Below are 16660 nucleotides of genomic sequence, written 5' to 3'. Positions count from 1 at the left end.
TGTCATGCGCATCGGAATCATCTGCCCCTATTCCTTCGACGAGCCCGGCGGCGTGCAGGCCCACATCGTGGACCTCGCCACTGTCTTCATCGAGCAGGGCCACACCGTGGAAGTGCTCGGCCCAGCGGCGCGCGCCACCGAGGTCCCCAGTTTCGTGCGCAAGGGCGGGTGGGCCATCCCGATTACCTACAACGGCTCCGTGGCGCGCCTGGCCATTGGCCCCCACGTGGGGCGCATCATCAAGCGCTTCATCCGCGAGGGCGATTTCGACGTGCTGCATATCCACGAGCCGAACTCGCCGAGTTTCTCCATGGCCGCCCTGGCCTTGGCGCAGGGGCCCATCGTGGCCACCTACCACGCCTCGGCGTCAAGCTCCCTGGTGCTTACCCTTGCCAAGCCTTTCCTGCGCCCCTACCTGGAGAAGATCCGGGGTGGTATTGCGGTCTCCGAGATGGCGCGGCGCTGGCAGGTGGAGCAGCTGGGCGGAGACCCGGTGCTCATCCCCAACGGCGTCGATACCTCCGTTTACGCCCGCGAGCGCGCGGTGCATAGCGCTAGTGACGCTGCAGCGGAGGACAGGCCGGTGGAGATTGTGTTCTTGGGACGCTTGGATGAGCCGCGCAAGGGCCTGGACATCCTCTTAGAGGCGCTCACCCTCGTCCCAGAGAAGGTGCGGGTGACCGTCATGGGTGGCGGGCACCCGCGCAGCGTGCCCGGCGTGGACTTTGTGGGGCGCGTCAGTGATGCCGACAAGGCCGCCATCCTGGGCCGGGCAGACATCTACGTTGCACCCAACACGGGCGGCGAGAGCTTCGGTATCGTCCTGGTGGAGGCCATGGCGGCCGGCTGTGCGGTGGTGGCCTCTGACCTGGAGGCCTTCGCCGCGGTGTGCAACGTCGATTCGGAAACACCGGCGGGCCGGCTGTTCCGCACGGGCGACGCCACGGACTTGGCGCGCGTGCTTACAGACTTAGTCCAGGACCCGGGTCAGCGCGCAGCGTTGACCCAGGCGGGCACGAAGCGCGCCCGGGAATACGACTGGGACCACGTGGCCGCAGCTGTCATGCAGGTGTATGAGACTGTGGCGGATGGCACGAAGGTGCGGGTGGCGTAGATGGCCGTTGAGCTCGTTATCCTGTTCGCCATCCTGTTGGTGGTGGGGATGTGGGCGCTGTTTACCGCGCAGCGCCTGAATTCTCTGCACATCCGCACGGATGCGGCGCTGGCACAGCTGGAGGCCACCCTGGATCGCCGCGCTGCCGTGGTGAGCGCCTTGGAGCCCGAGCTGGAGCACGTGGCTGCCCGGGCTGAGTCCACGGAACTGGTGCAGGGGCACTTCGACGAGCGCACCAAGCGCGAGCGGGAGCTGTCGGCGGCGATTGCGCAGTGCTTCGGGTCGCGGCCGGCCTTGCTTGCCGACGCCGAAGGGCGCATCCACCTAGCCCACCGCTTCTACAACGAAGCGGTGAGCGATACCCGCGCGTTGCGCCTGCGCCCGGCTGTGAAACTATTGCGCCTGGGCGGCACGGCGAAGCTTCCGGAGTTCTTCGAGCTTAGTCAGATCGACTTGTAGTCAGCCGGAGCAGGCCGAGCCTGCTCAGCCTGGATGCGGTATTCGGCCCGGTGCCACAGGAGTGCTATGAGCACCATGGCGAGGATAAGGACGTTGCGCACAGCAAGGGCATAGACCGGAATCGGGTTGGCGCCCACATTGAGCCACAAGTAGTCATAGCCCCACGGGTAGATATAGGTGCCTAAGGCAGCAGCCAGCACGGTGAGGACAGCTAAGGCACGACGGTACCTGGTCGTCTGCGCGGCTACCCGGCGCTGCGCGCGCGTGCCGCGGGGGACCTCGGTGCGCAGCGCTACTGCGAGGATGGGCCCGATCCACACGATGTACTGGGTCGAAAACACCTTGTTGGTGGCAATGAGGAGCAGGATGGCGGCGACGAAGAAGACGGCCGTGGACCGCGGGTTCCAGCCGCCGCGCAGGAAGCGCGAGAGCGCAACACCCAGGGCCCACACCAAAGCTGCAGCCATCGCGATGGTGCTGATGGTGAGCGCGATACTTACACCGGGGCCGGAGATTTCAAAGCTTTTCGATGGCGCATAGTGCGCGTCCCAGCGCTGCGGATCGTAGTAGGCGCCCACCATGAAAACGGTCGCCGCCACCGATTCGATCTGCAGTCCGCGCTCGCCCTGGTAGCTGAGGGGAGACAGCAGGCGGTCCACCCCAGAAAACGCTGCTACGCCCGCGCAGAGGGCAAGGACTGCGGCGAAGTAGGCGCCGAGGCGCTGCCACGTGCCGCGCGCCGAGTACCGCCCCACCAGCCCGGCGGCGAGCACGCCCGGCCAGAGCTTCACCGTCGTGGCCCAGCCCAGCAGTGCCGCGGCGACGCGCGGGCGGGTGGCGAGTAGCGCGCCCGCGCCCGCAACGAGCAGCGCCGGATACAGGTCGAGGCGCCAGGCAAAGACATGGCCTGCCGCCGTGCCGAAGAAGATCCAGAACCACGCAGCAAAAAAGACCTCGGTGCGCCCGCGGTGCTGGCGCAGGAGGAGGGCGAGGAAGGTGGCGTCGGCAAGCAAGGTCATGACCGTAAAGCCCACGAAGTAGCGCTGCTCATGTGGGCCCGTCAGCCACGCCACGAGGACGCTGGGCCACGTGCCCGGCTGCGGGTACTCGGTCATGTCGGTGGGGTTAGTGCCATAGACCCCGTTGAAGTAGTAGTAGAGGTCACCCAGCGGGGTGGTCTTGCACAGCAACATGACCACCAGCAGCACTCGGGCGACGAGCCAGCCGGTCCAGACAGCGGGGAGACTAGCGAGTTTCTTCAATGGTGGATTCGACATCGACCGGCGGGCCCAGCATGAGCAGAACGCTAAAGACAATAGAGACCACGATGAGAGCGATGATGGCCGTGCGCACTGGGTGGCGCACCGACTGTGTCAGGACGGTGTCGAAGAGGCCGTGGGGCTCCGCGTCGTCGGTGAAGCGCCACGGTCCGCTGACCAGCCCGCGCTGTGACACCCATGCGGCGAACGGCAGGGCGGCGAACGGAATGACGGTGACCACCAGCCCCAGGATGCCCACGCCCACCGGCCAGCGGTTGTTGATCCACACCAGCGCGGTCATGAGCAGGAAGCAGAGGAAACCGAAGCCGTGGATGCCGCCCGCGGTAGGGGTCAGGGCCTCGGTCGTACCGGAGTACTTCAAGATCATGGACAGGATCAGCAGGGCCCAGGTGACCATCTCCAGGTAGGCGGCCACGCGGTGCACGCTGTGGGGGCTAGTGGAACTCATGCGGCATATACTACGCAACTCCCCGCGCTGGACCCGTGCGTGAGTAGGATAGTCGGGACGAGTGTGGCGTGCGCCATAGACATGCAGAGCATTGAGGAATGAGGAGCGGCAATGGCATCGGTGGCTCAAGCGATCGACATCGAGCAGGTAGGCACGGACGAGTTCCATGCCCCGGTGGTTCCCTCCCGCATCGAGCGCACCTTCGGCGGGCAGACTATGGCCCAGGCCCTGCGTGCGGCACAGCTCACGGTCGAGGACAAGCTCGCGCATTCGCTGCACTGCTACTTCGTGGGCCCCGGTGATTCGTCGAAACCTGTGAGCATCCGCGTCGAGCGCGTGCGCGACGGGCGTTCCTTCGCCACCCGGCACGCGCGCGTCTTTCAAGGCGAGCGCCTGCTCTTCGTCCTCATCGCCGGGTTTCACGCTGTGGGAGATACCGGACCACACCACCAGGACCCCATGCCGGAGGTCCCGGGGCCGGAAGCGTTGACCGAGAGACCCGCGGCCACGCGCATCATCCTCCAGGAATGGTCGGACTGGGACGTGCGCCTAGTTCCGGAGGAAGGACGCGACGACGTCGCCGCCGAAGCAACCGGCGCCGGGTTTCGCAACATCTGGTTCCGCAACACAGGGGACCTAGTGGCTAAAGCGCCGGACCAGGCCCTCCACCAGGCGGCGCTGACCTACATGTCCGATATGACACTGCTGCGCACCGCGCTGCTGCCGCATCAGGGAGACAAGGTACAGCTGGCCAGCCTCGATCACTCCCTATGGTTCCTGCGCCCCGTGCGCGCGGACGAATGGATGCTGTATTCGCAGAGCTCGCCCTCCGCGCAGACCGGTACCGGCCTAGCACAGGGGAAAATCTATAATCAGCGCGGCGAGCTGCTCGCCGTGGCGATGCAGGAGGGGCTGACGCGAACCTTGCGCGAGGACGTCGGTGGCTCCACCGCTAATGGGAACTGGCAGAACGTCTAGCGCACCGGGGGAGGTGTCAGGGCGCGGAGGATGGGAAGTTTTTCGGGGTACCCCGTGTTAGGGGGAGTGCGTGGTGGCCGTATAATTGCCACCAGTTTCACACAGCCACTTCGAAAGGGATGACATGTCAGGCCACTCCAAATGGGCAACGACGAAGCACAAGAAGGCTGCCAACGACGCCAAGCGCGGCAAGGAATTTGCCAAGCTGATTAAGAACATCGAGGTTGCGGCCCGCACCGGCGGCGGCGACCCGGCGGCGAATCCCACCCTCGATGACATGATTAAGAAGGCCAAGAAGGCCTCCGTTCCGAACGACAACATTGAGCGTGCCCGCAAGCGCGGCTCCGGTGAAGAGGCCGGCGGCGCCGACTGGGAGACCATCATGTACGAGGGCTACGGCCCCAACGGCGTGGCCATGCTTATTGAGTGCCTGACGGACAACCGCAACCGCGCGGCTACCGACGTGCGCACGGCGATGTCCAAGAACGGCGGCAACCTGGGCGAGTCCGGCTCGGTGGCCTACATGTTCTCCCGCACCGGCCTGGTGATGGTGGAGAAGGGCGAGCTGAGCGAGGACGACGTCCTCCTCGCCGTCCTCGAGGCCGGTGCCGAGGAAGTCAACGACAACGGCGATAAGTTCGAGATCACCTGCGCCCCGGGCGATATCCCGGCCGTGCGCGAGGCCCTCGGTGAGGCCGATATCGAGGTCGACGACACCGATACCGACTTCCGCGCCTCCGTGGATGTCCCGCTGCAGGCAGCCGATGCCCGCAAGATCTTCCGCCTCATCGACGCGCTGGAGGATTCCGACGACGTCCAGAACGTCTACACCAACATGGACCTCTCCGACGAGGTCCTGGCTGAGCTCGACGAGGACTAGGCTCGACGAGGACTAGAGCTCAAGGCCGTCGAGGCCGTGGATAGTCACTGTCTCCGACAGCGGCGCGCGGCCAGGAGCGGTCTTAAACACCGGGCTGGTCTCATCCGCTACACCGAAGGTGATGGCGGTGACCAGCTTCTGCTCCTCGTCCACGCCGAGGAACTTCCGCACGGTGGGGGCCATGAGCGAAATCATGCCCTGGGGGACGCCGTGGTAGCCGTGGGCCTCCAAGGAGAGCAGGAAGTTCTCCGTGTACGTGCCCTGGTCAAAGGCCGCGCGGATGCGATCGCCCAGTGGCGGGATGAACAGCAAGGCGGCGTGGGGCGCGCCGAAGAAGCGCAGGTTCTCCCGAATGAACTCGGTGCGCGCTGCGGTATCTTCGCGGGCGATGCCGAGAAGGCCGTACATTTTTGCCGCGAGCTGCTGCGAGCGCTGCGGGTGCACACCCTGACCGTAGTCCGTGGTGAAATCCGGAGTGATGCCGTGGGAGTCGAAGTCCTCGATCATCGCGGCGCTGAGCTGGCGGAGGGTGTCGCCGCCGACGAGGTGGACGTTCCAGGGCTGCGTATTGGAGTTGGAGGGGGCCGATTGGGCGTCGACAAGCACCTGCTTAATGACCTCGGCCGGCAGTAGCTCCGGGAGGAAGGCGCGCGGCGAGTGGCGCGAGCGGATAAATTCAGAATAGTTAGTTGATGGCGTCATGCGCGCCACTATACGCATGTGGGGTGCTAGAACACATGTGTGTACACTAATCCTGTGTAGTGCTGCGGTTGGCAGCGTCGAACCTGGAGCGAAGGAGGCTGAGTGTGAACCTAGAAGGTTTGCGGGTGATGGGCATCGACCCAGGCCTGACGCGCTGTGGCCTCTCCGTTGTGCAAGCAGGGCGCGGACGAGCGGTGATCCCCATCGCGGTGGGCGTGGTGCGCACGCCGAGTGACAAGGAGCTGGGGGAGCGCCTGCAGCGGCTGTCTGTCGCCGTGCGCGAATGGATGGATGACTATCAGCCGCAGGTGGTGGCGCTCGAGCGCGTATTCGAACGCGGCGAGGTATCCACCGTGATGCAGACGGCGCACGCAGTGGGGGTACTTGTCCTCGCCGCCGCCGAGCGTGGAATCCCGGTGCACATGTACACCCCCTCCGAGGTCAAGAAGGCGGTCTCCGGCAACGGGCGCGCCGATAAGAAGCAGATGACGGCCATGATTACCCGTATTCTGGGCCTGAGCGAAGCCCCCAAGCCGGCCGATGCGGCCGATGCTCTGGCCTTGGCGGTGTGCCACTGCTGGCGGGCACCGGCGTTGGCGTGGGTCAACGGCAGTGATCCGAGCGCCGGCGTGGGGGCGGGCGCGCGCACCAGCGGCGTGCGGGGTACTTCGCCGCGTACGGCGTCGGTATCCACGCCGCGCCGCACGGGAACTGGGACAAAGTAGAGGAGTAGGAAGATGATTGCATCGCTGCGCGGAACCGTGCTCGATATTCAGCTCGACCACGTAGTACTTGAGTGTGCCGGGGTGGGCTACAAGGTCCTGGCCACGCCCAACACTCTGGGCAGCCTGCAGCGCGGGGAGGAAGCGTTTGTCATGACCACGCTCGTGGTCAAGGAAGACTCCATGACTCTCTTCGGGTTTACCAGCCCCGAGGACCGCGACATGTTCCACGTCCTGCAGACGGTGTCCGGTCTGGGTCCGAAGCTGGCGCTGGCGGCGTTGTCCGTCATGGGGGCTGGGGAGCTGGCGCAGGCGATCAGCGGGGAGGACGCCGCGCGCCTGCAGAAGATTCCGGGCGTGGGCAAGCGCATGGCGCAGCGCCTGGTACTAGAGCTCAAGGACAAGGTTGCGGCCTTTAGCGCCGAGCTTGGCGACGATTCAGCGCCCGCCCCCGCTGCCACCGGCCCCGTGGTCGACGACGTCGTGGAAGCGCTTATCGGCTTGGGTTTTACGGACAAGGCCGCACGTCCCGTCGTGGAGGCGGTGGCGGCGGAGCAGCCGGACGCGGCTACCCCTGTGGTGCTGCGCGCGGCGCTGAGCCAGCTGGGTGCGAAGAAGTAGGGGAGTACGAACCATGTCAGACGTAGAGCGCACGGAATTCTCGCTTCCCGAAGGTCTCGATGCCACCGCCCCGCCGTCCCGCAACCTCGACGTGGACGCCTCCGAGCAGCAGGGCGAGCACGACATTGAGCGCTCGCTGCGCCCGAAATCCCTGGATGAGTTCATTGGGCAGCCGAAGGTGCGAGAGCAGCTATCGCTGGTGCTCAACGGTGCGAAGAACCGCGGGGTAACCCCGGACCACGTGCTGCTGTCCGGCCCGCCGGGCCTGGGCAAGACGACGATGGCGATGATCATCTCGCAGGAGCTGGGGACCTCCCTGCGCATGACGTCTGGTCCGGCCCTGGAGCGCGCCGGCGATCTCGCGGCGATGTTGTCCAACCTCATGGAAGGCGACGTACTCTTCATCGACGAGATCCACCGCATCGCGCGCCCGGCGGAGGAGATGCTCTACATGGCGATGGAGGATTTCCGCATTGACGTCATCGTGGGCAAGGGCCCCGGCGCTACCTCCATTCCGCTGGAGATTCCGCCCTTTACTCTGGTGGGCGCGACCACCCGTGCCGGCATGCTCACCGGCCCGCTGCGGGACCGCTTCGGATTCACCGCCCAGATGGAGTATTACGACACTGCGGACCTCACGCAGGTCATTACCCGTGCGGCCACCATCCTCGACGTGGACATTGACCACGATGCTGCGGTGGAGATTGGTTCGCGCTCGCGCGGCACGCCGCGTATTGCGAACCGCCTGCTGCGGCGCGTGCGGGATTTCGCCGAGGTCAATGGCGACGGTCACATCGATCTGGCGGCGGCGCAAGGCGCGCTCGAGGTCTTCGACGTGGACGAGCGCGGGCTGGACCGTTTGGACCGGGCGGTCTTGGAGGCCCTCATCAAGGGGCACGGCGGCGGCCCGGTCGGCGTCAACACGCTGGCTATCGCAGTGGGAGAGGAGCCCTCCACCGTGGAGGAAGTGTGCGAACCCTACTTGGTGCGTGCGGGCATGATCTCCCGGACCGGCCGCGGGCGCGTGGCCACGGCAGCTGCGTGGCAGCACCTGGGCCTCGAACCGCCGGAGGGCGCCATCGGCGGCACCCTGTTCTAGCCCCGGGCAAGTGCGGGGCAACTAGCCCGGGGGATGGTCAGTCTGGCACACTGGCCTTCTATGAATGGTACGCAACTAATTCTGCTTCTCGTCCTCGCTCTCCTCGTTATCCTGCCTAGCTTCATGTCCATGCGCGCGCAGCGCAAGCGCCAGGCGCAGCTGAAGGAACTGCAGTCCTCCCTGGCGCCGGGCAAGGAGGTCATCACCGCCGGCGGCCTACACGGCACCGTGGTGGACACCCACGGTGAGCAGGTGGATCTGCGGGTCAAGGATGGCACCGTCATGACCTTCGACACCATGGCCATCGTGCGTTCTGCCGATGCGCCGGCCGGCGCTATCGGCCAGGCGGACGCCGCGGGCGAGAAGCCGCAGGCGGACGACGAGGATGAGCGTTTCCCCAAGCTGTAAATTTCGTTGCGCTCGTCACAGTGCGGGCGCCTTCCCTTAAGCCTGTTAAGGAAAACCTTGAGCCATGACGTACAGTGATGGATTGTGCTTTAGTCATGGTGCGCGCGGCGGCCTGCCGCGCGTTGTCGATCCAGCAGGGTTGCGCGTCATGGCTAGTGAGTTTTAGCCCTGTTCCTTACAACACAGGAGATCTTTGTGTCCGCATCGAAACGTGGCGGCGTATCCAACCGCCAACGGCAATGGCCCAAGCGGGCGATCGCGCTGTTTGCGCTCATCGTCATCGTTATTTATGCCCTCATCTTCTTGACCGGTAGCAAGTCGGCGTCGCCCAAGCTGGGTATTGACCTGCAGGGCGGTACCCGCGTCACCCTCGTGCCGCAGGGTGAGGAGCCAACCCAAGACCAGCTGCAGCAGGCGCGCACCATCCTGGAGCAGCGTGTCAACGGCATGGGTGTCTCGGGTTCGGAGGTCGTCATCAACGGCTCCACCCTGGTGATCACCGTGCCGGGTGAGGATGCCTCCCAGGCGCAGGCCGTGGGCCAGACCTCGCAGCTGCTCTTCCGCCCGGTGGGAGAGCAGCCGATGCCGGACGTGGCCAAGTTGGAGAAGACGGTCACGGACATGGCTAACCGCTGGGTGAAGTACGACATCATCTCTGCGGACCAGGCCAACCAGGCCCTGTCCAACATCCACGACGCCCTGAACCCGGAAAATGATCCGCAGGCGCAGGGAGAGGATGCCAAGAAGGACTCCGATAAGAAGAAGACCCCGGCGCCGAAGGTAAGTGAAAAGCCGATGGCGGAGCCGGCTAACTCTTTGGAGGAGACCGACCGCCGCAACGAAATCACCGAGGTCCTGCTCAAGGACCGCCAGTCGGAAGACCCGACCGTGCAGACCGCCGCACTGGGCCTGATGACCTGTGACGCGGAGTCTGACCAGCTGGCCGGCTCCGACGACCCGGCCAAGCCGCTCGTGGCGTGCGACTACTCCAACAAGCAGCCCTACATTCTGCAGCCGGCCCCGCTGCTCGACGGTATTAACGATCCCAACGGCACCCGCCTGACGGGTAACGAGATTGACACTAATTCCCCGATTCAGGGCGGCCTGAACCCGCAGACCGGCCAGATGGAGATCGGCTTCGCCTTCAAGACCGGCGACGGCCCCAACGGTTCCCAGACCTGGGCCACCTTGACCCAGGAGTACCTGCAGAAGCAGGTCGCCATCACCCTGGACTCCGCGGTTATCTCCGCGCCGGTCATCCAGGGCGCGACCCCGGTGGGCTCCGCAACGTCGATCACTGGTGACTTCAGCCAGGAAGAGGCACAGAGCCTGGCGAACAACCTGCGCTACGGCGCGCTCCCGCTGTCGTTTACCGGCTCCAACGGCGAGCCGGGCGGCACCGTCGAGACCGTTCCGCCGTCGCTGGGTAAGGCGGCGCTGAAGGCCGCACTCATCGCGGGCATCGTCGGCTTCATCTTGGTTGCCGCCTACTCCCTCTACTACTTCCGCGCGCTGGCGTGGGTATCCCTGTTCGTCCTCGTCGTCTCCGGCGTGCTGACCTACGGCGCACTGGTGCTGCTAGGCCGCTGGATCGGCTACTCGTTGGACCTGTCCGGTATGGCCGGTCTTGTCATCGGTATCGGTGCTACGGCTGACTCCTTCGTGGTCTACTACGAACGCATCAAGGACGAGTTGCTGGAAGGCCGCACGTTCCGCTCGGCCACGCGCACCGCGTGGGAGCGCTCGCGCTCCACCATCGTCACCGGTAACGCCGTGACACTGATCGGTGCCGTCATCGTCTACTTCCTCGCTATCGGCGAGGTCAAGGGCTTCGCCTTCACCATGGGCCTGACCACGGTCTTCGACCTGGTGGTGTCCTTCCTGGTTATGGCGCCCATCATGCAGCTCATCGGCGGCCGCCCGGTCTACGCCAAGCCGTCCATGAACGGCCTCGGCGGTATCTACAACCTGGTGGAGGAGCGCCGCGAGCGCGGCTACTATGCCAAGAAGGCAGACACTAAGGCCCCGAAGAAGGCGCCTGAGACGGCGCCGAAGGCGGCACAGAACACGTCCACCGAGCACAACACCGAGCAGGCAGCAACCGGCGTAGCCCGTCCGGTTTCCAGCACCAACACAGAAGCTGGCGACACGGCTGAAGCTGCCAAGGCTAAGGACGAGGAGAAGTAAACCATGGCTGTCGAGACCACTAAGCGCAAGATTTCCCGCATCGACCGCCTCTACGAAGACGAGGGCGGCTACAACTTCATTGGCAAGTCCAAGACGTGGTACACCATTACCGCGGTACTCGTCATCGCCGCCATCGCGGCCATCCTCATCCGCGGCTTTAACCTGTCCCTCGACTTCGAGGGCGGCACCAAGCTGAACATGCCGGCAGGGGACCTCTCTACCGAGCAGGTGGAGGAGACCTTCACCGAGGCCACCGGCGTCGAACCGGAACTGGTCCAGATCGTGGGCGCCGGCTCCTCCGAGACCCTGGAGGTCACCTCCGAGCGCCTCTCCCAGGAGCAGGTGGGTGCTGCCCGCCAGGCCATCTTTGAGAAGTTCCAGGTCAAGGACGAGAACGGCAAGGCCAGCCCGGACGCCATCGGTTCGTCCACGGTGTCGGAATCCTGGGGTTCCTCCATCACCAACCGCATGCTGCTGGCCATGCTGGTCTTCCTCGTCGTCGCCACCGTGTACGTGGCGGTGCGCCTCCAGCGCGACATGGCCTTTGCGGCCATCGTGGCGCTGATTATCGACGGCGTCGTGATCGCCGGCATCTACGCCCTCTTCGGCTTCGAGGTCTCCCCGGCCGTCATCATCGGTTTGCTCACCGTGCTGACCTTCTCGCTCTATGACTCCGTGATTGTCTTCGACAAGGTCGATGAAAACACCCGCGGGCTCGAAGGCCAGCGCAAGAAGAACTACGCCGAGCTCGCCAACTTGGCGGTGAACCAGACCGTGATGCGCTCGATTTCGACGTCCGTCATCTCGGCCCTGCCGATCATCGCCCTGTTCGTCATCGCCGTGTGGCTCATGGGCATCGGCACTCTGCGCGACTTGGCCCTCATCCAGTTCATTGGCGTGATTGAAGGTATCTTCTCCTCGCTGTTCTTGGCCACCCCGCTGCTGGTGAGCATCGCGAACCGTCGCAAGTCCGTGAAGAAGCACAACGCGGCAGTTGCTGCGTACCGCGAGAAGTCGCTCGGTGCGGTGGATGCCGCGGACGAGAACTCCGCAGAGGACGCCGAGGCTGCGGCCGAGACTGGTTCGCGGACGGTGGCCTCCCCGGCGTCGGCAAGCACGAGCAACCAGCACAGCGGCGCATCCTGGCGCCCCGGGCGCTAAGCCGATGCGCCGGACAGTAGCCGCGGCGGTAGTCGGTCTCGGGCTGGTCGCTACCGCCTGCACCTCCGCCGAGGAGGGGCCGGCTAAAGAGGACGAGCAACCAGACTTTGCCTTTCTCAGCGACGCGCGCCTGGCCACCAGCAACGCCGCGTCCGCCTGGGGAGAGGCCGTAGGCGCCGCCCAGCTAGCCAGCCGCGTCTACCCAGCGCTGTACCTGCCGGGACCGGCGGGCCAGATGATTCCCAACTCGGATCTGGCGCAGGTGGAATACTTCGAGCCCGACGACGCGCACCCAGGCGCCCACGTGGACGTCACCTTGACAGAGCAGGCGCGGTTCTCCGACGGCACCCCCGTCACCTGCGATGACTACCTGCTGTCCTACACGGCGGGCATCCTGCCCACAACGTTTGGCTCGCACATGCCGCTGGCTGGGGACATCGCCCAGCTCGAGTGCGCCCCGCAGGCCAAGCGCTTTAGCGTATGGTTCAACCCTGACGCAGGGGCGCGGTGGCGCCACCTCTTCGGCCCGGGCACGGTGCTGCCCGCCCATGCTGTTGCTCAGCGCGCGGGCCTGAGCGTGGAGGAGCTCAACGCCGCCCTGCACACCCAGGACCCGACGCAGCTGGGCGACGTCGCCAAGACTTGGCGCGAGGGCTTTTCCACTGAGCCGGGCCACTTCGACCCCGAGCTGCAGGTATCCTTCGGCCCGTACTCCATCGACCGGGTGGAGGACAGCGGGGCAGTGGTACTCAAGGCCAATCCGGAGTACTACGGCGACAAGCCGGAGCTGGAACAGATCGTGATGTGGCCCGATACGGCCGATGCAGACGCGTTGGTCGCCGCTGGAGAGCTGCGCGTGGCCGAAGCACCGGTGAAGTCCCCGGAGTGGGTAGACCGCAACGCGGAAGGCAACCCCTTCGAGATCACGTCTGCCGTGGGCGCCCTGACGGATACGCTGACTTTCTCTGACGCCGGCGTCTTTGCCCAGCCGTGGGCGCGACAGGCTTTCGCGGCCTGCGTGGACACGGCGGCGCTGGCGAAGGCCTCCTCTGAGGCTTCCGGCGTTGAGGTGCCGGCAGTATCGGTGCGCACGGTGCGCCATGACGACCCAGTGGCGGCCCAAGTCGCGGCGGCCGATGCCGCGCCTGCCGGGGCGGCGGAAGACCTCGGCGGAACCACGGTGGGCGTGGGCTACCTCGGGCCGAACCCCCGCCTTAAGAAGATGGTGGAACAGCTGCGCACCGCCTGCACGCCCGCCGGCATCACCGTGGAGGACCGCTCCGGGGAGGATGTTTCCCGCGGCCAGCTCGCCGCTGATCCGGCGACGGGCCTTCCGGGCATCGACATCTACTTAGGCCCGGTGGATCCCCTCAACGAGTACTCCGCGCCCGCGGCCAGCGTGAAGAATGCCAAGGCGCTCCGGGAGGAAGAGAAGAAGTTGTGGGAGGAGCTACCCTCCATCCCCGTTGCCGCACAGCCGCGCAATTTCGTGGTTGACCGCGCTGTTTCCGGCGTGGTGCCCTACACTGGGCCTGCGGGAATTGGCTGGAACTTGGAGCGCTGGAGCGCCACCCGCAGCACAAGCAACACTACTAACGCAGAAGCAAAGGAAGAGTCGTGAGCGAGATTTACGCCGCAGCAGCACAAGCGTTGAAGGACAAGGTGCGCCTGGTCCAGGACTTCCCGGAGGAGGGCATCCTCTTCGAGGACCTGACCCCGGTTCTGGCGGACGCGGAGTCCTTTACCGCTGTCGTCGACGGCCTGGCTGAGGCCTGCAAGGAGCTGGGCGCGGACATGGTCGGCGGCCTCGACGCGCGCGGTTTCCTGCTGGGCTCCGCCGTGGCCTACAAGCTGGGCATGGGCATCCTGGCCATCCGCAAGAAGGGTAAGCTGCCGCCGCCGGTGCTGACCCAGGAGTACGAGCTGGAGTACGGCAGTGCGGCGCTGGAGATCCCCAATAGTGGCATCGACATTAAGGGCAAGCGCATCGTGCTTGTCGACGATGTCCTGGCCACCGGCGGAACCCTCTACGGCGCGAAGATGCTCCTCGAGGCAGCCGGCGCGGAGGTCGCGGGCAACGTGGTGGTTCTGGAAGTGAACGGCCTTAAGGGCCGTGAGCGCCTCGAAGGTTCTCCGCTCGTTGTGCTTAATCAGATGGGGGCTAGGGGCTAAGCTTGTATGCCTAAGCAATTCCGCGGAGGCAGACATGACTACTGAGAAGCAGGATAAAGCTGCGAGACGTCCCAGCGGCGTGCGCAGCATGTCGGCGCGTTTGGCCCGGTCCCTGACCGGCGGCCGCGTAAAGATTAACCCGGCGCTGGACCCGCTGATGTCCATTCACCGGGAATTTCATCCGAAGGCGGATGCGGAACTTCTCAACAATGCCTACGCCACTGCGGAGCGCCTGCACGAGGGCGTATTCCGCAAGTCGGGGGAGCCCTACATCACGCACCCGCTGGCGGTGGCGACGATTGCCGCGGAGATTGGCATGGACACCACGACGGTGGCGGCCGCCTTACTGCACGACACGGTGGAGGACACCGACTACTCTCTGGAGGACCTCACCCGTGACTTCGGGCCTGAGGTGGCCCGGCTTGTCGACGGCGTGACGAAGCTGGACAAGGTAGCTCTGGGCGCGGCCGCGGAGGCGGAGACCATCCGCAAGATGATCGTGGCCATGGCTACGGACCCGCGCGTGTTGGTGATCAAGGTGGCCGACCGCCTGCACAACATGCGCACCATGCGCTTCTTGCCGCCGGAGAAGCAGGCCAAGAAGGCCCGCCAGACCCTCGACGTGATTGCCCCGCTGGCGCACCGCCTGGGCATGGCCAACGTGAAGTGGGAGCTGGAGGACCTGTCCTTTGCCATCCTGTACCCGAAGAAGTACGACGAAATCGTGCGCATGGTGGCAGACCGTGCGCCTTCGCGCGACCGAGCGCTCAAGGACATCAAGGCCCAGGTGGGCAAGGCATTGAAGGACAACGGCATCGAGGCCGAGGTCATGGGCCGGCCGAAGCACTACTGGTCTATCTACCAGAAGATGATCGTCCGCGGTCGCGACTTTGCGGAGATCTTCGACCTCGTGGGCATCCGCATCCTGGTGGAGGACGTCAACTCTTGCTACGCCGCCATCGGCGTGGTGCACTCCTTGTACCAGGCACTGCCGGGGCGCTTCAAGGACTACATTTCCTCCCCGCGCTTCGGCGTGTACCAGTCCCTGCACACGACGGTGATTGCGGAGGGCGGCTCGACGCTGGAGGTGCAGGTGCGCACGCACGAGATGCACTACAACGCCGAGTTCGGCGTGGCCGCACACTGGCGCTACAAGGAGACCAAGGGCAAAAACTCCGGTCACCAGGAAGAAGTGGACCAGATGGCGTGGATGCGCCAGTTGCTGGACTGGCAGAAGGAGGCCGCGGACCCGAACGAATTCTTAGACTCGCTGCGCTATGATCTCACGACCAAGCAGATCTTCGCCTTCACTCCGAAGGGCGACGTGGTGAACTTGCCCGCGGGCTCAACCCCGGTGGACTTCGCCTACGCCGTCCACACCGAAGTGGGGCACCGCTGTATCGGTGCAAAGGTCAACGGCAAGCTGGTCGCGCTCGAGTCCGAGCTGAAATCCGGCGACAAGGTGGAGATCTTCACCTCGAAGGACCCGAACGCCGGTCCGTCGCGGGACTGGCAGGATTTCTTGGTCTCCCCACGTGCGAAGACCAAGGTGCGCCAATGGTTTGCCAAGGAGCGCCGCGAGGAGCACTCCGAGGCCGGCCGCGACGCCCTGGCCGCCGAGGTGCAGCGCGGCGGCCTGCCCATGCACCGTCTCTTCACGGCGTCGTCGATGAAGCAAGTGGCGGAGCAGCTGCACTACCCGGACGTGGATGCCCTCTACACCGCGATTGGTGCCGGCCACGTCTCCGCTCACCACGTGGCTAACCAGCTCATGGCGCTGTTTGGCAACCAGGACGACGCCGTCGATGCGCTGGCCTCCCGCACGCCGTTTAGCGAGCTCGAGCACTCCCGCACCCAGCACACCAAGGATTCTGCTTCGGGTACCGGCATCCTCGTGGAGGGCAGCCCCGACGTCATGGCCAAGCTGGCGAAGTGCTGTCAACCCGTGCCGGGCGACGCCATTTTTGGCTTCGTCACCCGCGGTGGCGGCGTGTCCGTCCACCGCGCGGACTGCACCAACGCGGAGAAGCTCAAGTCGGAGCCGGAGCGCATGATGAAGGTGGAATGGGCCGGCGGTCCGTCCTCCTCTGGCGCGTTCTCCGCCACCCTGCAGCTGGAGGCGCTGGACCGCCAGGGACTGCTCTTCGAGCTCACGCGGATCTTCAGCGATCAAAGTCTCAACGTGCTGTCGATGACGTCGAACCGCGGCGACGACCACATCGCCACCGTACGCTTTACCTTCTCGGTGTCCGACACCAAGCAGCTAGGCCAGCTCATGACCACGCTGCGCAACACCGAGGGTGTCTTCGACGTCTACCGCGTCACTGCCTGAGCCTCCCCTTAACCGGGGGTGCCTGCCTGTCGAACAGGTGACGGGTGGGTGAATGTTGGGTGAAGGGGCAGGTGGGGGAGTCGGCAAGCGCTGCGAC

16 protein-coding genes are annotated in these 16660 nt (G+C 65.4%); 13 read left to right on the top strand and 3 right to left on the bottom strand.

Translation table 11 applies throughout. The features are described 5' to 3' along the window. The first annotated feature begins 4 nt into the window (after positions 1-4). Entirely contained in the window at positions 5-1114 is a 1110-nt protein-coding gene (locus ACKFR8_RS03565; RefSeq protein WP_306507395.1) for a glycosyltransferase family 4 protein, read from the top strand. Beyond that, positions 1115-1573 (top strand): hypothetical protein, encoded by a 459-nt coding sequence (locus ACKFR8_RS03560; protein ID WP_306507394.1) that lies wholly within the window; start codon positions 1115-1117, stop codon positions 1571-1573. On the opposite strand, the gene ACKFR8_RS03555 is transcribed toward ACKFR8_RS03560, so the two are convergent. Then, positions 1558-2835, bottom strand: a complete 1278-nt coding sequence (locus tag ACKFR8_RS03555) for a DUF2029 domain-containing protein (RefSeq protein ID WP_306507393.1) — start codon at positions 2833-2835, stop codon at positions 1558-1560. The genes ACKFR8_RS03560 and ACKFR8_RS03555 overlap by 16 nt on opposite strands. Next, positions 2819-3301: a DUF3817 domain-containing protein gene (locus ACKFR8_RS03550; RefSeq protein ID WP_408930582.1), complete on the bottom strand. Its 483-nt coding sequence runs from the start codon at positions 3299-3301 to the stop codon at positions 2819-2821. The genes ACKFR8_RS03555 and ACKFR8_RS03550 overlap by 17 nt, the downstream gene beginning before the upstream one ends. A 111-nt stretch (positions 3302-3412) precedes the next feature. On the opposite strand from ACKFR8_RS03550, the gene ACKFR8_RS03545 reads away from it, so the two are divergent. Continuing rightward, positions 3413-4279, top strand: a complete 867-nt coding sequence (locus ACKFR8_RS03545; RefSeq protein WP_306507391.1) for an acyl-CoA thioesterase — start codon at positions 3413-3415, stop codon at positions 4277-4279. Positions 4280-4403: 124 nt separating this feature from the next. Then, a complete protein-coding gene (locus tag ACKFR8_RS03540) occupies positions 4404-5159 on the top strand; it encodes a YebC/PmpR family DNA-binding transcriptional regulator (RefSeq protein ID WP_296133613.1) in 756 nt (251 codons plus the stop codon). A 12-nt stretch (positions 5160-5171) separates the two neighbouring features. Here ACKFR8_RS03540 and ACKFR8_RS03535 read toward each other — a convergent pair whose 3' ends face one another. Beyond that, on the bottom strand, positions 5172-5861 hold the full coding sequence (locus tag ACKFR8_RS03535; RefSeq protein ID WP_296133611.1) for a nitroreductase: 690 nt from the start codon (positions 5859-5861) through the stop codon (positions 5172-5174). A gap of 104 nt (positions 5862-5965) precedes the next feature. On the opposite strand from ACKFR8_RS03535, the gene ruvC reads away from it, so the two are divergent. The 9 genes from ruvC to ACKFR8_RS03490 all read left to right on the top strand — a co-directional run bounded on the left by ruvC (position 5966) and on the right by ACKFR8_RS03490 (position 16563). Further along, positions 5966-6586, top strand: a complete 621-nt coding sequence (gene ruvC, locus ACKFR8_RS03530; protein WP_296133609.1) for a crossover junction endodeoxyribonuclease RuvC — start codon at positions 5966-5968, stop codon at positions 6584-6586. Positions 6587-6598: 12 nt separating this feature from the next. Further along, positions 6599-7204 carry a Holliday junction branch migration protein RuvA gene (gene ruvA / locus ACKFR8_RS03525; protein ID WP_296133607.1) on the top strand — a complete coding sequence of 202 codons (606 nt, stop codon included), beginning with the start codon at positions 6599-6601 and terminating at the stop codon, positions 7202-7204. 13 nt (positions 7205-7217) lie between these two features. Further along, positions 7218-8303 carry a Holliday junction branch migration DNA helicase RuvB gene (gene ruvB / locus ACKFR8_RS03520; protein ID WP_296133604.1) on the top strand — a complete coding sequence of 362 codons (1086 nt, stop codon included), beginning with the start codon at positions 7218-7220 and terminating at the stop codon, positions 8301-8303. A 60-nt stretch (positions 8304-8363) separates the two neighbouring features. Then, on the top strand, positions 8364-8711 hold the full coding sequence (gene yajC / locus ACKFR8_RS03515; protein ID WP_296133601.1) for a preprotein translocase subunit YajC: 348 nt from the start codon (positions 8364-8366) through the stop codon (positions 8709-8711). A gap of 195 nt (positions 8712-8906) precedes the next feature. Further along, positions 8907-10898 carry a protein translocase subunit SecD gene (gene secD / locus ACKFR8_RS03510; RefSeq protein ID WP_296133599.1) on the top strand — a complete coding sequence of 664 codons (1992 nt, stop codon included), beginning with the start codon at positions 8907-8909 and terminating at the stop codon, positions 10896-10898. A gap of 3 nt (positions 10899-10901) precedes the next feature. After that, on the top strand, positions 10902-12059 hold the full coding sequence (secF, locus tag ACKFR8_RS03505) for a protein translocase subunit SecF (RefSeq protein WP_296133598.1): 1158 nt from the start codon (positions 10902-10904) through the stop codon (positions 12057-12059). A gap of 4 nt (positions 12060-12063) precedes the next feature. After that, positions 12064-13680, top strand: a complete 1617-nt coding sequence (locus ACKFR8_RS03500; protein WP_296133597.1) for an ABC transporter substrate-binding protein — start codon at positions 12064-12066, stop codon at positions 13678-13680. Then, positions 13677-14231 (top strand): adenine phosphoribosyltransferase, encoded by a 555-nt coding sequence (locus ACKFR8_RS03495; protein ID WP_296133595.1) that lies wholly within the window; start codon positions 13677-13679, stop codon positions 14229-14231. The genes ACKFR8_RS03500 and ACKFR8_RS03495 overlap by 4 nt, the downstream gene beginning before the upstream one ends. 34 nt (positions 14232-14265) lie before the next feature. Beyond that, on the top strand, positions 14266-16563 hold the full coding sequence (locus ACKFR8_RS03490) for a RelA/SpoT family protein (RefSeq protein WP_296133594.1): 2298 nt from the start codon (positions 14266-14268) through the stop codon (positions 16561-16563). The last annotated feature ends 97 nt before the right edge of the window (positions 16564-16660 follow it).

The organism is Corynebacterium axilliensis, from assembly GCF_046097495.1.
In the GTDB taxonomy this organism is placed as follows: domain Bacteria; phylum Actinomycetota; class Actinomycetes; order Mycobacteriales; family Mycobacteriaceae; genus Corynebacterium.
Note: the sequence above shows the minus strand (reverse complement) of the source record. Positions and strands in the feature narration are given on the sequence as shown.